The sequence below is a fragment of the Muribaculum intestinale genome (assembly GCF_002201515.1).
GTDB classification, from domain to species: domain Bacteria; phylum Bacteroidota; class Bacteroidia; order Bacteroidales; family Muribaculaceae; genus Muribaculum; species Muribaculum intestinale.
On record NZ_CP021421.1, the window covers coordinates 3,287,968 to 3,306,969 of the forward strand.

Annotated in this window: 15 protein-coding genes, 1 tRNA gene and 1 pseudogene; 2 read left to right on the forward strand and 15 right to left on the reverse strand. The window is 48.2% G+C overall.

The genetic code is table 11. The annotated features are described in order from the left end of the window. Window positions 1–71: 71 nt before the first annotated feature. The 12 genes from ADH68_RS13705 to cmk all read right to left on the reverse strand — a co-directional run bounded on the left by ADH68_RS13705 (window position 72) and on the right by cmk (window position 12,131). Window positions 72–1,754: an OmpP1/FadL family transporter gene (locus tag ADH68_RS13705; RefSeq protein WP_068960338.1), complete on the reverse strand. Its 1,683-nt coding sequence runs from the start codon at window positions 1,752–1,754 to the stop codon at window positions 72–74. A gap of 63 nt (window positions 1,755–1,817) precedes the next feature. Next, window positions 1,818–3,008: a hypothetical protein gene (locus tag ADH68_RS13710; RefSeq protein ID WP_068960337.1), complete on the reverse strand. Its 1,191-nt coding sequence runs from the start codon at window positions 3,006–3,008 to the stop codon at window positions 1,818–1,820. A gap of 207 nt (window positions 3,009–3,215) precedes the next feature. Next, window positions 3,216–4,505 carry a M16 family metallopeptidase gene (locus tag ADH68_RS13715; RefSeq protein ID WP_068960336.1) on the reverse strand — a complete coding sequence of 430 codons (1,290 nt, stop codon included), beginning with the start codon at window positions 4,503–4,505 and terminating at the stop codon, window positions 3,216–3,218. A gap of 7 nt (window positions 4,506–4,512) precedes the next feature. Further along, the gene (kdsB, locus tag ADH68_RS13720) at window positions 4,513–5,271 is read right to left on the reverse strand and encodes a 3-deoxy-manno-octulosonate cytidylyltransferase (RefSeq protein ID WP_068960335.1); all 759 of its coding nucleotides are present in this window, start codon (window positions 5,269–5,271) and stop codon (window positions 4,513–4,515) included. 13 nt (window positions 5,272–5,284) lie between these two features. Then, entirely contained in the window at window positions 5,285–6,451 is a 1,167-nt protein-coding gene (locus ADH68_RS13725) for a lysylphosphatidylglycerol synthase transmembrane domain-containing protein (protein ID WP_068960334.1), read from the reverse strand. Continuing rightward, entirely contained in the window at window positions 6,432–7,610 is a 1,179-nt protein-coding gene (locus ADH68_RS13730) for a glycosyltransferase (protein WP_068960333.1), read from the reverse strand. Before ADH68_RS13730 ends, ADH68_RS13725 begins: the two co-directional genes overlap by 20 nt. 75 nt (window positions 7,611–7,685) lie before the next feature. Next, on the reverse strand, window positions 7,686–8,510 hold the full coding sequence (locus ADH68_RS13735) for a TatD family hydrolase (protein ID WP_068960332.1): 825 nt from the start codon (window positions 8,508–8,510) through the stop codon (window positions 7,686–7,688). Beyond that, the gene (locus ADH68_RS13740; protein ID WP_068960331.1) at window positions 8,510–9,478 is read right to left on the reverse strand and encodes a polyprenyl synthetase family protein; all 969 of its coding nucleotides are present in this window, start codon (window positions 9,476–9,478) and stop codon (window positions 8,510–8,512) included. The genes ADH68_RS13735 and ADH68_RS13740 overlap by 1 nt, the downstream gene beginning before the upstream one ends. 41 nt (window positions 9,479–9,519) lie before the next feature. Continuing rightward, a complete protein-coding gene (locus tag ADH68_RS13745) occupies window positions 9,520–10,050 on the reverse strand; it encodes a hypothetical protein (protein ID WP_068960330.1) in 531 nt (176 codons plus the stop codon). Beyond that, window positions 10,047–10,571 (reverse strand): exonuclease domain-containing protein, encoded by a 525-nt coding sequence (locus ADH68_RS13750; RefSeq protein ID WP_068960329.1) that lies wholly within the window; start codon window positions 10,569–10,571, stop codon window positions 10,047–10,049. Before ADH68_RS13750 ends, ADH68_RS13745 begins: the two co-directional genes overlap by 4 nt. Further along, entirely contained in the window at window positions 10,564–11,430 is an 867-nt protein-coding gene (locus ADH68_RS13755; protein WP_068960328.1) for a 4-hydroxy-3-methylbut-2-enyl diphosphate reductase, read from the reverse strand. Before ADH68_RS13755 ends, ADH68_RS13750 begins: the two co-directional genes overlap by 8 nt. Further along, window positions 11,427–12,131, reverse strand: coding sequence for a (d)CMP kinase (cmk, locus tag ADH68_RS13760; protein WP_068960327.1), 705 nt, complete (start codon window positions 12,129–12,131; stop codon window positions 11,427–11,429). The genes ADH68_RS13755 and cmk overlap by 4 nt, the downstream gene beginning before the upstream one ends. A 600-nt stretch (window positions 12,132–12,731) precedes the next feature. On the opposite strand from cmk, the gene ADH68_RS13765 reads away from it, so the two are divergent. Next, a tRNA-Leu gene (locus ADH68_RS13765) sits at window positions 12,732–12,812 on the forward strand. Window positions 12,813–13,083: 271 nt separating this feature from the next. Here ADH68_RS13765 and ADH68_RS13770 read toward each other — a convergent pair. After that, window positions 13,084–14,397 (reverse strand): sigma-54-dependent transcriptional regulator, encoded by a 1,314-nt coding sequence (locus ADH68_RS13770; RefSeq protein WP_068960326.1) that lies wholly within the window; start codon window positions 14,395–14,397, stop codon window positions 13,084–13,086. Between the two features lie 368 nt (window positions 14,398–14,765). Between ADH68_RS13770 and ADH68_RS13775 the strand changes: the two genes are divergently transcribed. Beyond that, the gene (locus tag ADH68_RS13775) at window positions 14,766–15,437 is read left to right on the forward strand and encodes an RteC domain-containing protein (RefSeq protein ID WP_157755905.1); all 672 of its coding nucleotides are present in this window, start codon (window positions 14,766–14,768) and stop codon (window positions 15,435–15,437) included. A gap of 64 nt (window positions 15,438–15,501) precedes the next feature. On the opposite strand, the gene ADH68_RS13780 is transcribed toward ADH68_RS13775, so the two are convergent. Both ADH68_RS13780 and ADH68_RS13785 read right to left on the reverse strand, forming a co-directional pair. Next, window positions 15,502–15,813 carry a helix-turn-helix domain-containing protein gene (locus tag ADH68_RS13780; RefSeq protein WP_068960324.1) on the reverse strand — a complete coding sequence of 104 codons (312 nt, stop codon included), beginning with the start codon at window positions 15,811–15,813 and terminating at the stop codon, window positions 15,502–15,504. 72 nt (window positions 15,814–15,885) lie between these two features. After that, window positions 15,886–18,828: pseudogene (locus ADH68_RS13785) on the reverse strand (helicase-related protein); the annotation flags it as partial. Window positions 18,829–19,002 lie beyond the last annotated feature (174 nt).

Sequence of the window (19,002 nt, forward strand, 5' to 3'; positions counted from 1 at the left end):
ATATATAAACAGAGCCGCTGCAGGGATGTGCTTGCAGCGGCTCTGTTTATAGAATTGTTATCTGTCGGTAATCAGAACTTATATCCGAGAGAGAGCACAAGCTGATTGTAGTTAGACTTCACTGTAGCTTGAGGAGAATCCATTACAATAGTGCCTTCGGCAACTATTGGAGAATAAGCATGCCATGTCGACTCACGGTGTTTGTTGACATAAGCGAGGTCTATCGCAAAACGTCCTACACGATAGCCAAGACCGGCCGTAATATATTGTGTAGCCTTGTTGAATGAATAAGAAGGTATTGTGCCTGCAAACTGTATGTTCTCACCATCATTGGCGACCCACTGCTTCACAGGCGAGGACTCATAGCTGTAGCCGGCACGGAGGCTGAGCTGAGGAGTCACGCGATACTCGGCGCCGACGCGGAATATATTCACGCCCTTGTAATATGTCTTAATCTCATCGGAGACGTCGACATACTCATTATTATTGACATCGGAAAGCTGCATATTCGCACCACGATATTCATAATCGGCACTAATAATGGCCTTGCCACCGATTACGCCCGCAGCACCAACCATGATACGCCAGTGAGTACGCAGATGATAGTCATGGAAGTTATCATATGAATCATTGGCGACTACATTGTCCGTCTCATTTTTGTAATGCTCTCCATTGGGTGCAAGAAGCCCGTTGTCCGGAAGCATGTTATAGTCAATAGCGCCCCAGTATGTATCGGTCATAGAGTACCAGGTAGGAGTATGTACCGCGATACCAATACGGAATTCGTTGATTGGCTTCAGTATCAGGCCAAATTTCACATTAAAACCTGAACCGGACGAATGGAGATAATTGGTAAGGCCATAGCTGGCTGTGCCCGGGACATCCTTATAATACAAATCTTTGGGACCTTCATCTGTACGTACGCTCAGATATGCGTTGCTCAGACGCTCGCCATAGTACGACCACTGGGTATAATCAACATCAGTAATGCCGAATCCAATACCCCAGTAAAGGGTATTGTAAATATTGCCACCGAAAGTAATATTATATTCGTCGACATGCCCTTTCTCGCGGATATCAAAATTAGCCGAACCGGTGGTGCCGTCGCCCATCAGACCCTGAAATGATATCTGTCCATTGGAGTTCTCCTGGCCATTGTTTATTATAAGACTGTTATATGCCAATACTGACATCCATGGAGCGTTATCATACGGATTGTAATTACTGCCCCAGATAAGGTCGACATCTCTATATGGGCTATACCCGTCGCCCATAGGATTGAGCGAGTTGGTAAATGCAGCCACATAGTTGGAGAGCGAAGACCCGCCAAGGTTATTGAAGTTGCCCTTGAACACGCGGTCAAACGAATTGATACGCGAGTATGACGCACCAAACGAAAATGTCGGGGTAGCCTCGCTGTAGAGCTTCATCGTACCGATATATCCAAAGTTGTTTACATTGAACCGGGTCTGGTTGTGCGTATCGGTCATCGAAGGAGCCGAGGCCTGAAACGACTGGAAATTCAAGTCAAGAGTTATTCCAACCTCACTGCTGCGATATATGCCGATACCGGCAGGGTTCTGTCCAAGAGTGGACAGGTCACCACCGAGTGCTGTAAACGCACCGCCCATCGACATGAATCGGGCGGTACCACGCATTCCAAGTTCTGACAGATGCGCCACATCGACACCAGCCTGTGCCATTGCAATCGCCGGAACGGCGGCCGCGGCTGCTATAAATAAAGATTTTTTCATATACCAGTGGATGAAAACAGTTATGCAACAAAATATAGTAACAAGGTCTTTAAAAGAGTGACATCATCGGCGTCCGCCACGCGATGTAGTACCGCCACCTCCGCCACGGGAAGAGCCCCCACCCCATCCGCTGCCTCCGCTACTGCGCGAGGGCGACGGCGAACTGTAGGACGGAGACGAGGAACGAGAGTTGCCTCTGCCCGAACGATATGTACCGGAATTGCTATTCGACGGTGTATATGACGGAGTGTATGAAGGTGACGCATTATTACCGGGACGATAATTTCCGACATTGCCGTTTGATGCCGGAGTCGATGAAGATCCGCCCGGGCGATAGTTGCCAAGCGACTGACGTGTCACATTGCCTGCACGCCCGTTAGTACGGCTGTTGAACGGCGAGCCCGGATGCGAGGAGCCGACACCTGTATAGCCATTGCGTATACCTGTAGACTGACGTCCATTGGGCGTATAATTTCCACGGTGCCAAGCCACACCGCCCCATCCGGGTCCCCATCCGGGTCCCCATCCGGGTCCCCAGCCCCATGACCATGACGGACCCCAGGCAGGTCCCCATCCGGGACCCCACCCAGGACCCCAACCCCATGACCATGACGGACCCCACCATGAGTTCCAGCCGAACGACCACGACGGGCCCCAGTAATTCCATGCCCAATACGGCGATGACGGCCACCACGGATCATACCACGACGGACCCCACCCCCAGGAATTCCATCCGGAATTTACAAGATATATATTTATATCGGGCTGAGATGCGGCAGAAGAATAATAGTAGTCGACCAGTTCGGGATCCTTGACATCGGCAATAATGTCACCATTATGGAAACGCTCTATACGCCGTGTATATGTGAAATTGTCGTCCACAGCAGTGGTATCACCCGTCTGTGAAGATGACGCATACTTCCCACGGCGGTTATATTCATCGACATTACGTGCCGACCCGGTACCGGGCAAGGCATATGTATCGGCTGCGGCATAATCGCCACCGCCGAGATTGGGATTATATGTGCTCTGCTGATTGGCAAGCGAACGCCAGTATGCCAGCTCGGCCTCATACTGTTGCTGCTGACGAATGCGCTCTTCCTCGACGGCTTTCTTATGTGCGGCGATTTCCTCCTTGGCTTTTGTATCCTTAGAGGCGTCGTAGTAGATGTCATCATCGTAGTATCCCTGTGCTGAAGCGGTTGCCGCGGCGCCACAGAGAAATGCGGTGAGAAATGCTTTCGTTAATTTCATAATTCTAATTCTCCTTTTGAACAAATCTAATCATTAGACTACTGCATATAGCAATAGTTTAAGAGCTTGTATAATAATTATACCGTCAGTGGATTATAATACAATAACGTTCAAAAATAGCGAATTCCGCTGTAAAAGTCAAAGGAGATAAACATTTAACACACTTAACAGTATTATTTAACATTTATTCGGATGCAAACAAGGGTTCTAAACCTTACTGCCGGCGATTACAACAATCTCCTTATCCAGCGGAAGATGTCGGCGGGCCACATTGCAAAGAGCATCAGGGGTCATTGATGAAATGACATCGACCTGTCTGGCAAAATACTCGGATCCGGTAAAGGAAATTCTCTCTGTGACATGACATGCGGATATCGAGAATGCGGTATCAAGATGCTGCGCGAGCGTGCTCATCAGGTACTGTCGGAGACGCTCCATCTCCTCATCCGTGAAATCGCCCGAATAAAGACGTTCTATCTCTGCCCTGATTTCATTGACCACAGCCTCGGCATAGGCATTGTCGGCCGAAGTCTGGACAAGCATGACCGTGCCTTCAGGCGACCCCAGAAGACCGGCCTGAATACCGTACGTATACCCTTTGTCTTCACGGATGTTGGACATAAGACGGCTGCCGAAATATCCGCCAAGCGCAACCACGGCACAACGAAGCATGATATAATCGGGATGAGTGCGCGGTATCGACGGTATCGCAAAGCGTATGGCACTCTGCAATGCCCCCGGGCTTTCGATAAACCTGAAAGATGGTGCAACTGTGTCAAACGGCAGAATATGAGGGGATGTATCGCTATCTGTATCAACAGCCACCGAACCGAATATCCGGTTTATGCCATCAATCATCGGCGGAGTGACACGTCCAGACAGAAACAGCTCGGCTCCTGAAAGATTGCGGGAGAATATGCAGTCATGCCACCTTAGGAAATCCTCTCTTGAAACAGCCTCGACACTCTGCGGCGTATCCATGACAGCCTTGGGATGATCAGCACCGTAAGCAAGCTCACGCACAGTCTTTTGGGCCTTATACTCCACACGCTGCATGGCAATCGCCGCGCTCTGCGCCATGCGATGGCGACATGTATCTACCGCATGACTGTCCAATTCGGGAGAGAATATCATGTCGGCATATACCGGCAGGAGTTTTTCCCAATGTGAGTTAAGCATCCTGATAGACACTCCGGTAAAGTGGTCGGACACTGAAGGTGAAATCTTCGCTCCGTTAAAGTCAAAGACATCAGAAAGAGCACTGCCGGGATACATCCGGGATCCGTCGAGCATCACCGGCACCAGCATTGAGGCGACAGGCGACCCCATCGCTTCCACCATCCCTCCCGGAGTAAGGAGCATAAGCTCGCTGACATCCTGGAATGAATGGTCGTAAACATTGAGTATAATACCGTTGTCAAGCACGATGCGTTTCATCGGCGGCAACGACAGATGTCCGAACGGCCGCACCTCAGGCGGTGTGATACGATCAAGCATAATGCAGTCAGGCTTCAATAGATTTACAGAACTCTATGGCATGGCATAAATCCTCAGGGGTATCAATGCCGATAGTCGGACACTCCGTCAAGCCAACCTTTATACAATAGCCGGCCTGAAGCCACCTCAACTGCTCGAGCGACTCGGCAATCTCAAGTGTACTCTGCGGAAGGGAGGTGATTCTGTCGAGCACAGCTGCACGATAAGCATACATACCTACATGGGTATAATACTGCGCACGCGACGGCCACTCCTCGCGAGGATAATTGCGCAGATACGGTATCACCGACCGACTGAAATATACAGCCGACATATCATCACCCACAACGACTTTGGGGCGATTAGGGTCAGAAAGAGCCTCATAGCTGCCATTGCGGTCGAACGGACGCACGAGGGTGGCAATGTCTGTGCTGTCGGAGTCAAAGCATTGCTTGAGCGCTGCAATCTGACACGGATCGATAAACGGCTCGTCGCCCTGGATGTTTATAACCACATCGGCCTTTGAGCCGGATTTATGGTAAGCCTCACAGCAACGGTCGGTACCGCTTCTGTGGGTGTCGGATGTCATCACCACATTTCCGCCGAATGCTCTTACGGCATCCGCGATTCTTTCGTCGTCGGTAGCTACTACAACTTCGTCGAGTTCCTTTGAGGCCTGGCGGTAGACACGCTCTATCATGGTCATGCCGCATATGTCGGCCAATGGTTTGCCGGGGAAACGCGATGATGCATATCGCGCAGGTATAATTCCTATAAATGTAGTCATGGAAAAAAATATATCATTTTTCGGCCGCAGTACGGTCGTCTTGTTTATTTTTAATATCAGAATCCGCAGTGGTGGAATCTATCGCAATCTCCAGGTCGGCAACGACCGGCCGGGCAGTACGACCGCTTAACATAGAGGGTGCAAGAAACACGCCTACAATCAGATACACATAATATGTGATTATACGCCAGAAGAGAGCGATGATTAGCGCGACAGAGGCATTGCCGAGCATATCTCCGTAATACTCGGTAAAAAGCCATTCGCTGACTCCACTGCCTCCGGGGGTAGGACTCACCATGAGCACTACCCACACAACAAACTGCCGGGCAAATACGACCAGCTGATTGGCGGCAGGGACAAATCCGAGAAAAAGGGCATTGACCACAAGGTAGCGTGATGTCCATGTGAGAGCAGTGGCGCCGAACACCTCACCCCACCATTTCCAAGATCGGGTGCGCAATGACTTAGCAGTAGCCACCATACTGTCGCCCAATGATATGACAGCCGGTTGCCACCGACGCAACAACTTCCATCCGAAGAGCCATATCAATGCCTTTCTGACACCCTCCGGCTTCAGGATGATGCCAAGAAACAGTATCAGCGTCCACGCAAAGAGCACTGCATATACAATCCAGAAAACCCAACGCAGGCCAATCTCAAATTTAGTGTGACTGAATCCAAACAGTTCGTCGTAGGGTACGATAGCGACAATTATCGGGCATGACACGACAAAGAAAAGCTCGTCGAGAAACAAGGTTGTCATCATCAGTGTAGTGGCACGCCCGAGGGCAATCCCTTCATGATGCAGAAATATCATCCCCAACGATGAGCCTCCCACGGCAGAAGGAGTGACCGCAGACGTAAACTCACACATGAAATTGACCTTGATGGCCTGCCACCATGTAAGCTCACGGTCAGTAAGGGAGCGGAATCTCCATGTAAGCCCAAAGTCGCGCCCAGCCATACAGAGCCACGCCAACAGGATACACACTATCACATGAACATCAAAGTGAATTGAGTCCCATACCTTTACACTGAATTCCCTACGGAAAAGCCATACAACCACAGTAAGGCCTATGACAACGGGTATGAGCACCTTCCACATGCTTATATGCGGCGACCGAGAGGTATTTGTCACCGAATTAGGATATTGTTTATTATTATTTTTTTCGTCGGACATGGCGTTCAATAATCTCGTTATAACGTTGGACAACCTCTTCCATCACATCACGCCATGAACGCGTGAGAGTAGACGAGGCGCCTTTGGCGGCAATATCGATACGCTCGGGATTGTTGTATAGTTCACGAATCAATGCGGCATAGCTCTCAGGAGTACGATTTGCGAGAAAGCCATTTTCCCCGTCGACAATAACCTCGGCAGCCGTGGCCCCGTGGAGCAATATCGAGGGGGTGCCCATCATTGCGGCTTCCCTTACTACAAGAGGTGCGTTGTCATAAAATGACGGAAAGAGAAAAAGACTTGCAGCTGCATAGTATTGTTTCAGTGTATCCCTATCGCGGATGACTCCATGGAGTGTGACACGGTCTTCAACACCAAGAGAGCGGATGAGCGATTTCATATCGTCGACAGCATAGCCTGTGCCGATAAATGCCATTCTGACAGGCAAATCCCTCAACATGGATATTGCGCGTATAATTACCTCGACTCCTTTCTCCCAGATGTGCTGCCCTACGAAAAGCAAAAGCATCTCAGACCTGTCAATCCCAATACGGCGGCGCGACTCGGCCTTGAAGTCAAGTATACTGTCGAAATTCTCCATCGCGAGGTCAATACCGTTTTCGACTACAGTGAGACGCCCTTTGTAGCCATATTCTCTGACGGTATCCTCTACCTGAGCCTGCGGTATCCACACCTCATCGGCTGCATTGAAAAAATCAAGTACACGCTTCATTATCCGCTTTACCATCCAGGGGGGAAGAGAATGCTCCAGATCGGTGCGATACTTGGAGTGAAAAGTGGCCACAAGCGGAACATCATGGTATCGCGATGAATACAATGCCAAACGCCCTGAAGAAAACGGACAGTGACTATGGACAAGAGAAAATGGTGTGCGCCGCAGCTTTCTCCATATAAAGGGATCGACTTTAGGATAGCCATAACGATAAGGCGCCCTGGAAGGTATCGGGAGTGAGAAGAACCGATAAAGGTCAAAACCGTCATGAGATGGCATGACAGGGTTCCACGGCGTCACGACACAGGATTTGTAACCCATCGTCGTGAGCCAGTGCACATAATTCTCGACAGTGAGCGTTACTCCGTCGAGCACCGGAGGAAAGCTGTCGTTGAACAGCCCTATTACCTTATCATTGCTATCCACTCTATTTCTCAAATAGTCTTAACGTTTATCAGCATAACACCGGTATTGCCTGCAAAGTTACACTGTTTTGTCGAATTAATCAGACTGCACCTGAACAGTCTTGAATGCAGTTGCATCCGTGACTCGCCCCATGATACCAAAAAGAGTCATTGCATTCACGGTAGTACGGCGGCACACATCATCATAATCAATACCAAGAGAATCCGCAACCGTATGAGCAACCAAAGCGACATAAGCCGACTCATTGCGATGTCCGCGATGTGGCACGGGAGCGAGATATGGCGAGTCGGTCTCCAAAAGAATCCGGTCGATACCTATATCAGTAAGCACATCGCGCAACCTGCTGTTTTTAAAAGTGACAATACCGTTGATTCCAAAGTAGAAATCTCCTACGCGGCGTATCCGGTCGACATCATCGGCCGAGCCTCCGAAACTATGGAAAACGCCCCGTGGAGTGGCATCAAGACCGGAAAGCACTTCGAGAGTGTCATCAAGCCCTTCGCGACAATGGATTATTACAGGCAGGTCTTTTTCAACAGCCCAGCGACACTGGGTGGCAAACACCTCGCGCTGCTCGGAGCGGTGTGTAGTATCCCAGTAAAGATCTATTCCGATTTCTCCAACTGCACACAGGCCGACCGGTGGATTGTCGAGAATAGCGCGCATGTGACCGAGCACATTCTCAAAACCGCAATCGACCTCAGTAGGATGAAGTCCGACTGCGACTGATGTGAGTTCAGGATAACGCTCGTGTAGAGCCAGCATGGGCTGGAGCGTAAGCATGTCGACATTTGGCAATATCATATGCCCTACCCCGGCCTTGACCGCACGGTCAATGACCTCGTCGGTATCCTGAAATTCTTCAGGAAGATAGATATGTGTGTGAGTGTCTACGAGCATTATTTTGAACGGGCACGCGATTTCCGCGCAATATCTACAAAAAATTCCTTGGCGTCGGCAGGCAAGTCTGTGGCAAGCACCGACTTCTCTGCCATATCACTGTAATAATCAATTGCCTCACGGCAAAGACGGTCAATACCATACTCAACATACAGTTGACGTATGCGCTCTATTTTATGGTCAGACCGCACACCAAACATTGACGCGATTTCCGAGGCAACGGCATCGTCGCCGCAACGGAGTGCAGAAATAAGCAGATATGTTTTTTTGTCATTGAGGATGTCACCGCCAATGGCCTTGCCGAACACAGCCGGATCGCCAAATGTGTCAAGATAGTCATCCTGCAGCTGGAAGGCAAGTCCAAGCATCGTGCCATATTCATAAAGGCTGTCAGCTGTGGCCGCATCGGCTCCGGCCACAATCGCTCCGAGCTTGCATGCAGCTCCGAGCAAAACTGAAGTCTTGAGCCGTATCATATTGAGATACTCGTCAATAGTGACATCATCACGGTGCTCGAAATCCATGTCGTACTGCTGCCCTTCGTACACCTCCATCGCAGTGGTATTGAACAGCTCCATTACCGGACGCAGTATTTTGTCATCCACGACTTTCATAACAAGTCGTCCGGCCATTGTCAGCATGGCATCTCCGGAGAGTATGGCGGTACTGTCATCCCATTTGACATGGACAGTGGGCCTGCCGCGACGCACATCAGCACGGTCCATCACATCATCATGCAGAAGAGTAAAATTATGATACATCTCTATACCCAACGCCTGGTTTACCGCACTGTCGGCACTTGCACCACATGCCTCACATGCGGCCAACAGCAGCATCGGACGAAGACGTTTGCCTCCGGAGGCGAGAGTATAGGCGATAGGAGCATACAGGCCCTCCGGCTCAACGGGATATTTTATGTCATTTACAGTCTGATTGATATAGTCGGCATACCATTCCTTTGTATTCATGTCGTATAATTTACCTCACTGTTTGTTCAATATGTATGATATCACTTTATGTCGGCCACAGAGCCTGATTCGTCAACAATAATTCCATCCTCCTCAAGGATATCTCCAGCATTTTCCTTGTCAACCAAATCCGGATTCTGCACAATTCGCTCCCCGGAAGAGGAAGATTTCGAGGCCACCGGTGCCGGGACATCGGATATTGATATCTCCGAACGGCCTCTTAGCACAGCTGTGGCTTCAGGCCCTAAAATTATATTTGCCAGGCTATCACTGCGGTGGGCCAGAGTCACTTCGAACGCCTCAATGTAAGCATCGGCCAGCGCACTGCGCCCTTCGCTGCGATATTCGTGTTCATTTGCGCGCACTTTTAACAGAAAACCTTCCATCTGCATCTGAGACATCGAAGATGCCCGTTGGACAAAAGTCTGTGCATCATTGGCTCCACGCTGACTTACAAGTTTGAAATCGTGAGATGAAGAGCATCCGCATGCTGCCATAGTGGCTGCAATCAATATGGATACGGCTACATTATATATATGGTAACGGCTTATAATCCGCATGGCAGAATTCATAACAGACACATTGCAATTTTTGCGCAGGCAAGAGCATCAGCCTGTGCATTATGGTGATTGTCAAAAGGGATGCCAAGATAATTGGCCACACACGGCAGTGAATAGCTACCTCCGATGTCAGCTCGGCGTATTGACCGACGTGCAGCCGACAAAGTGCAGAAGAATGGATTGTCGGGCCATGTCATTGAATAAATGCGATGACATGCACGGATACATTTCTCATCAAAACTCTTATTGTGGGCCACAAACGGAATTGTTTCCATATCGGCTCCATATACGGCAAAAGTGTCGGCCATACGACTCCACACGAGTGAAAACCCGCTACAGTTTTCAGTATCATTAGGATATATACCGTGGATACTTGTGGAAAAATAGCGGATGTACCAGTTAGGCTCAGGACGCACCAGTTCGTAAAATGTACTCTTGATAATGCCATCAATTACAAGGACGGCACCTATGGCACAGATACTCGTCGGCTGGTTGTTTGCCGTCTCTACATCTATGGCGATGAAATTATCCATTAGGCTGAAGCTGATTTATACGATCTCTTACCTGCTCCATCAGCCAGCGGGGGGTAGATGTGGCGCCGCATATGCCGATACTTTCAACCTCTGAAATCCAGTCGGGCTGTATTTCATCTGGATTGGAGATAAAATATGTCATCGGATTTACATCATGGCATTCGCCATAGAGGAATCGTCCGTTGCTGGATTTACGTCCGCTGACAAAGAGAATCACCTCATGCTCGGCAGCAAAAGCCCTGAGCTGAGGCACACGGTTGGCTACCTGACGACATATCGTGTCGACATACTCGAAACGCGTATCAGGAGATTTCCGGCGCTCTATTTCACGAATCATTTCGTGAAAGCCATGCACGGATTTGGTAGTCTGGCTATATAATATTATGTCGCGGTTGAAGTCGAGCCTGTCAAGCCCGGCAACATCCTCGACCACGACAGCCTCGCCGTCGGTCTGCCCGACCAGTCCGTTAACCTCGGCATGCCCGCGCTTGCCATATATTACAATCTGCTGACCGGGGGAACGTCGGTCATAACTTTCGCGTATGCGCTTCTGCAGATGCAACACGACTGGACATGTGGCGTCGATAATATCTATATCGTTGGCTTTTGCAGTAGCATAGGTCGACGGAGGCTCGCCGTGGGCACGCAGGAGCACTTTGACTCCATGCAGCGAATGGAGATCATCATGCGTGATGGTGACCAGTCCCCTACTGCACAGACGTTCTACCTCGTCGCTATTGTGCACAATGTCGCCAAGACAATAAAGCCTGTTGGACGAGTCGAGTTCCTGCTCGGCCTTGCGTATGGCCGTCACAACACCGTTGCAGAATCCGGAGGCCTGATCAATCTCAACCCTCATCGTTTTGCAGCTAAAATACGATTATAGAGTTCTATGAGCCACTCGTTTTGTTCAGCAATAGTCATGTCGCTGTTGTCGAGGCTTATGGCATCCGAGGCCTTTGTCAGCGGACTTTCAGCGCGAGTTGTATCGATATGGTCGCGTTGCTTTACATTGGCAAGCACATCCTCATATGTGGCTTCCATGCCTTTCTGCTGGAGTTCAAGGAAACGGCGATGTGCACGCGTCTCTGCCGATGCGTCAACAAACACCTTCATCTCAGCATCAGGGAAAACAGTGGTGCCGATATCGCGTCCATCCATCACAATGCCTTTTTCCCTGCCGAACTGCTGCTGAAGAGCGACGAGATGATGACGCACAGCCGGAATAACCGCGACTTGAGAGACATTGTCGGACACCCTCAGAGAACGTATCTCACTCTCGACATCCTCACCACACAGCAACGTATGCTGCCCCTCACCGGGAATCGGTTGGAAATCTATGGCAATATCGGGCAAGGCAGCAATAAGGGCCTCTTCATCCACAGTGCCGTCAGATACAATACCACGACGCAGCCCCCATAATGTTACAGCACGGTACATGGCGCCTGAGTCGACATAACGGTAGCCGATTGATGATGCCAAAGCACGCGCCATAGAACTCTTCCCGGATGATGAATATCCATCGATGGCGATTATAATCTTGTTGTCAGATGATGACATATATTTCTTTCGTTTAATTATTTCAGAATAATTTTCAATCAATCTGAGTCATTCAAAAATTTCTTCACAAAAATAGCGAGAATTCGCGAGATAAATGCATAATTGCCCAAAATAAGCAGAGGATATTTTTCAGATTTTACAATAGTAGCACTATTTACGGCATAAATATGCCTCCCGACTCAAATATTTATATCGACATCTGGTTTCCGTATTACAAATATAATTTTACAGAATCTCGCCTGACGGGTTTTATCTACCTTTTTGTTCCGTCTTTATGAAATGGAGTGTCTGTAATTCCATATTCGCAATATCAATACATTCTCGAAATAACATTCAAAAGTCAACAGTTCATCAAAAAAACCGACATTATTTCAAGGCAACGCATCCGCCCCACCCCACTATGCAGCAGCCAAATATCCAATAGTTTACACGCTTCAACAGCATCTACAACAATGCAGAAAATGGCCTTTACTATTGGTTTTTACTTTTTTTATCTGATTATTTTTTTGGTTTATTAAAGAATTATATATACCTTTGCATCCGCAAACGGCAATAAACATTGCTCATCCAAGGCAAAGGCCTTGATAAATAAAGACACATGCCCAGGTGGCGGAATGGTAGACGCGCTCGTTTCAGGTGCGAGTGCTGCGAGGCGTGCAGGTTCGAGTCCTGTTCTGGGCACCTATATTAACCGTAAGTGATTGATTTTCAATACTTACGGTTTTTTCATGCCAATTTTTGTCAGCAAATTGTCAGCGAAGGTCGAAAAAATATGATTTTTTACCCTCTTGAATCGGGCTGAATTTTGTTGCTCTGTCGGTTTTTATATTTTTTAACTCTTTTTAATAAAGTCCGATTCGAGCTTTTTTGAAGTTGTCTGCACCATATAAATAAAACGAGCCATCCAGAACTTGCGAGTGGCTCGTTTCTATTGTGATGAGAATTGACTTTATCAGGATGTTGCAGCCTTCCTACGAGGCTTGCGCTCTTTCTTTTTCTTAAAGAGTTTGTAGTCGATTCCGTATTTCTTCAATCTCTTGTCAAGGGTCGGTGCCGTGATGCCGAGTGCCTTCATAACATCTACTTTCTTCCCACAGAACTTATCAAGGTAGAATATCAGTTTTCCTTTATCATCTTCAGGTGGAGTGTCCGATTCAACAGGAGTGATATGGAGATCCGAAGCGGTGATTGTGTTTCCTGTGCAGCATACAACAGCATTTTCAACACAGCTCTTCAATTCTCGATAATTGCCGAGCCAGTCGTGTGCCATCAGCTTTATCATGGCGTCTGCATTGAAAACAGGTATTGCAACTATCCCTTTCGACCTGCAATAATCTTCTGCCATCTGCTCTGCGTTAGATACAATATCTGCCGGACACTCTCTGAGCGGTGGTATTCGCACAATATTATGGCTCAGCAAATCATACAGTCTGCGGTCAAACCTGTCTGTGCGGATTTCAGATATGTCTTTACATGATACAATCAAATGTGCCGTGAACGGTTCCCATATCTCCGACCCCACACGACGATACTCGCCTCTTTCAAGAATATCCAGAAGGACTTCCTGTAAATTTGCAGGAAGGTCTGCAATATCTTTCAGATAAAGCAGTCCCTTATCATTAGACTTGTCAATAAGCCCTTTCCTGTGCTGTTTTATTTCCGGCCTGAAACCCCGGACGACACCAAGAAACAGCTCCATCGCATTTTCCACATTCAATGTAGAGCATTGTATCTCCTCCAGACGGAAGACAGTGTCTGAGTCATCACGGTGGACGTGTTCTGCAAGATAGCTTTTGCCTGTTCCGACCTCACCCGTTATGATCACCGGCTTATGATGGTTGACAAGATTCCGGAGGTCGCTTACTGCCTTATTGTATTCCACCGATTTGTGACGATAGACCTGTGGCAATCTCGCAAGTATCTTGTATTGCTTAAGGATTCTGTCAAGTTCGGCTATGCTACCGTGCTCAATCTCATATATTTCCTGTGAACCCAGTTTACTTGCCTTGAAACCGACACCAGCATCCTGCTCCTTATAAATGGCCACGCACAGCAACCTTGGAGATTGTTCAACCCATGACTCTATAAGCCGGAGTCCTTCATAATCATCAATCTCAATGAGGGAAGCATCGAATTTTTCGTCAAGGATTTTTGTTCTTGCATCCATATATTCCTGAATCCATATCACATCATGTCCCTCTCTGCGGAGGGCATGATAAATCGGTTCTCCGGTACGTTGGTCGGGTTCATAGAGTAGAATCTTCATATACTAATGAATATGGTGTTTTTGAAGTTAAGCGACAATAGCAAGGGGGAATGATGCTGTAAGCTGCAACAACCCTCGTATGAAAAGCCGTTTTACGCTATAAAACAGATTCTAACCTTGTAATGTTTGCAAAAAGTATAACAATCAAACCGCATTTTGCACAAAAACATAAAGTTGTGAGAGGGAAATATAAAGCCTATTTATGTTTACACTTTATGTTTTAACACAATTTGCATCGCCTATGTTTACATAGACCGCAGACATACAGCAGTTTATCAAAACTTTTATCTTTTTGAAAACCAAATTGATGCCCAAGAGTTATGCTTTCGTTAAAAGAATTTCATAACAAGCCCTAACCCCCAATGTTTATGACAAATATCAACACAATCGTTGAGGCGGCATTCGTAAGGCATATCATCAATGATGAACTTGACGAAATCAAAGAGGCTTTTGAGTCCTTTGCCTCTCATCTGATAAACTTCATCCACGAGCCTGTTCACTGGGTCGAGAAGCATCACTGTCTTGTAAGGCTGAATGCCATATTCCATGTGCATACGCTTAAAGTCAAGAGTGACATCTCACATACCTACTTGTCTCTTGCCCTCTCACTGATAAAGACAATGAAGGAGCTGCTGATTGAGACTCAGAAAGCAAGCGCGGATACGATAAGATCCTTTCGTTCCGGATTCTCCACTGGTGATGACACCGAAATCAGATGGACAGGAGGTAACGGAAATCTATATGAGTTGCTGAACGCTCTCCAGATAAGGAAGTGTTTCAACAACGGAAATATAGATACCAATGTACTCGTTCCTTATATAGCCTCAGTATTCAATGTTGACATCAATGTCGATGGATGCTATGAATCCAAGCGTACCATGAAGCAGCGCAAAGGTAAAGGCGACAGAAAATATAACCGTAGAAATATGCTTGACAGTCGTTCCTATTTCTGCGATGACCTCAGCGATTGTCTCAACGACAATCTTGTCGCTCAGGAAAAATCAGACGGAAGAGCTGCCAGAAAAAGTACTGTTGTCTGAAATGCCGTGACATACAATATACAGCGACAGCCGACACCCTTTCGCAAGGATGCCGGCTGTCTTTTCATTTACCCCCTCTGCGTTCAAGCAGTGCCTGAACATCGCCAAGGCGATAGTGGATTTTGCGTCCTACCTTCACAGGGACGAGTACACCAGCCTTGGCCCAATTATGTAATGTGGTATGGCAGACTCCGAATTTCTGCATCACTTCTGGTTTGGTAAGCAGTTTCTCAACTGCATTGTCGGCGGCCACTGGACAGACCTCACCGAGTATTCTCTCGACAAGACGGTCTCCGAGTATTACGAGGTCAGAATATTTTATCGTTATATTGAAATCGGTGATACCGCTTTCAATGAGTGTATTGATATCAATCATGCGGTTTGGGTTCCTGTCGGGTTGTTAAGTGTGCCAGTCCCTGACAGGTTTTGGGACTGGCACACATTATAATTATAGTTTGGGGCCGGCGGCGCGAAACCCTCCGGGTGGAGTAGTTCCGCATCCTCCGATTACTATGCGGGAACTCAACGGCTCACGCTGGCGGTAGATGTCGGCTGGCTCCGCAACCATCGACTTTTTCGTGTCGGTGGTAGGAGTCTCAACTGTGTTAACCTGCTTGTTTTCTTCGCCGTCCTGTTCCTCTTTCTTTGGAGCGAGTTCTGCGGTAATTTTGCGGTCGAGAGCGGCAAGTTCTGATTTGAGTTGTTTCAACTCATCCTCCTTGCCCCACTGCTTGGCGACGATGGCTTCGAGCTGGGGAACGTCAGCTTTGAGTCTGGCAGTTCGTTCCTCATACTGGGCGATGATGCCGGGTATCTTTTCCAGTGCGTTGACGAAGTTCATACAGGCGGCGTGAGTGTCGCTCATGGCTATGAACCCGTTGTTGAACTTGTATTTGTAGTTCCCTTCGACCACAAAGCGGTTTTGAACGGTCTCCTTGCCGTCAACAAGATTACGCTCCGAGATGATGCTGATGGGGAAACCATAGACCTCGCCAATGCGCTGGTACTGACCGTGGGTATCAGTCTTCATTGCCAGACCTTGCAGGTGGATACCCATATTCTTCTCGTCAGAGAGGTGGCAGGTATCTATGGTGAGATTGTTGACGGGGTTGCCGTCTTTGTCTCGCTGGACGACCGACGCATACCGGGCTGCATCCTCTTTCATTCTCCCGATTGCCGCCTCATTGTTGGCAATGTCGTGGCTAATGGTCTGAAGCCTGAACTTGGAATCTGAAATGCCCTTGTTGTGGGCTTTGCGCTCAGATTCCAGTGCCGCGATACGCTTTTCAAGTTTAGCTTTTTCGAGAAGGTCGGTGTTACCACTGAGAATAGCCATATATTCCGAGAAGTTCATACCGTTCTTCTCATCCATAGCACCCTCGTCGATTGTACGTGCTCCGAGTGCGCCGGATTTGAGCTGGTCGATGAATGTCGCCTTGCAGTGAAGGAGATTGAACTTGTAGGAGTCCAATGACTTTTCCACAGCGTAGATTATTACATCTACCTTATTATCAGCATACAACTTGGCAATCTCGTTACCGGCTCGTATGGCTCTGCCATCCCTCTGAGTTAAGTCAGAGGGACGCCACGGCGTATCCAAATGATGGATACAAACCGCTCTCTGTTGGGCATTTACGCCTGTTCCAAGCATTGAAGTCGAGCCGAATAAAACTCTCACATCGCCACTGTTCATAGCCTCGATTACTGCCTTTCTCGACCTTTCGGTTTTACACTCTTGTATAAACCTGATTTCATGCGCCGGAATCCCATAATCCTCTATCAGCTTACGCTTGATTTCGGAATAGACATTCCACTCGCCGGGCTTGTATGTGCCGAGATCGCTGAAAACAAACTGTGTACCACGTTGGGCATCGTATTTTCTGTAATATTCTGCAATCATCTTGGCACAGTGCGAAGCTTTATTGTTCGGGTCGTCCTCGGCGTTGGGGTCAATCATACGCATATCAAGAGCCATCTTGCGGGCATAGTCCGTGGCGATGAGCATCTTTGCCTTTTCTTCAGTTTCTGAAAGCGGTGCCCTGCCGAGTATAGTGGCGTCGCCACTTTCGGCAAACTTCATCAGTTTTTCGATGAATGCCTCCTGTGCAGGTGTCGGCGGGATATTGTGGAGAATCTCATGTTTCTCCGGTCGGTCAACTCCCACATCTTCAGCGGTTCTATAATCAGTAATCTCATTATAGAAGGCCGCCAATTCAGGTACCTTGATGAAGTAGCGGAAACGATCCTTCGCCACAATGTGATTGGTCACATTGAACTCGAAGTCGGTAGTCTTCTTTGCAAAGATTGCCGCCCACGCGTCAAAGCATCGGATATCCTGACGCTCCAGCTCGTTGGGCCGGAGATACTTGAACAACAGATACAATTCAGTAAGCGAGTTACTGATTGTTGTACCCGACAGGAATGTCGCTCCCAAATCCTTACCGGTTCTCTCTTGAATGGTACGGATTGCGTAGAGAAGATTGAGCGCACGTTGTGAGCCTTCCGAGTTGCCGAGACCTGCCACACGGTCATGTCGGGTGTTGAATATAAGGTTCTTGAACTGATGCGATTCATCAACGAAGATATGGTCGATGCCCATCTGCTTGAAGTCAACGACTGCATCCTTGTTCTGCTCCATCTGATACTGAATGGTGGCAATCTTGGCGGTAAGGTTTTCTTTACGCTTGATAAGACCTTTCAGCATACCGCGGCTGATGTCGTGGCTCTGCTGTTTCAGCACTTCGAGGTTTTCTTCAACAGTGTCAAGTTCAGCCTGAAGGATTTGCTGCTGCATTTCCGGTGACTGCGGGATCTTGCCGAACTGGTCGTGCGACATTATCACGCAATCATAGTCGTTGTTCTTGATCTGGTTGAAGAAGTTGACGCGATTGTCCGCCTTGAAACTCTTTTCATCGGCAAACAGTATCCGGGCATTGGGATAGGCACTCTGATATGTCATGGCAATCTCGGCGACATTGGCTTTAAGACCGATAATCATCGGTTTGTGTGCCAGTCCAAGACGCTTCATTTCATGCGCTGCAATACACATTATCAACGTTTTACCCGTCCCCACCTCATGGTCACACACGCCACCTCCGTTCTGTTTCAGCATCCATATACAGTCCATCTGACTTTGATAAATGGAGTGGATTCCATACCTGTCACCCAATAATTTCATATTGAGGTCAGGGAACGTCTGGTGACTGCCGTCATACTGCGGACGCACGAAACAGTTGAACTTGTCATTGTAGAGGTCAACGAGTTTCTCCTTAAACTCCGGCGACTGTGCTTCGAGCCATTCGCTAAATCCGTTTCTTATCTCGTCAATCTTGGTATTGGCAAGTTGGATAGCCTCGTTGTCAGGCACTTTTATATCATGACCGTCCTCGTCTGCATCTAACATTTGAAAAGGGACCCAGGTAGAGCAATTGAAAAGGGACCCACCCCATGGGTAAGTTCAACCGGATATCGTTGATTAGAAAGAACGACATCAACGATTCCACAAAATGCTACACATGGAGGAAAAAACATCCATTATTCTGTCTCATCGCCGCGAGGGGATGAG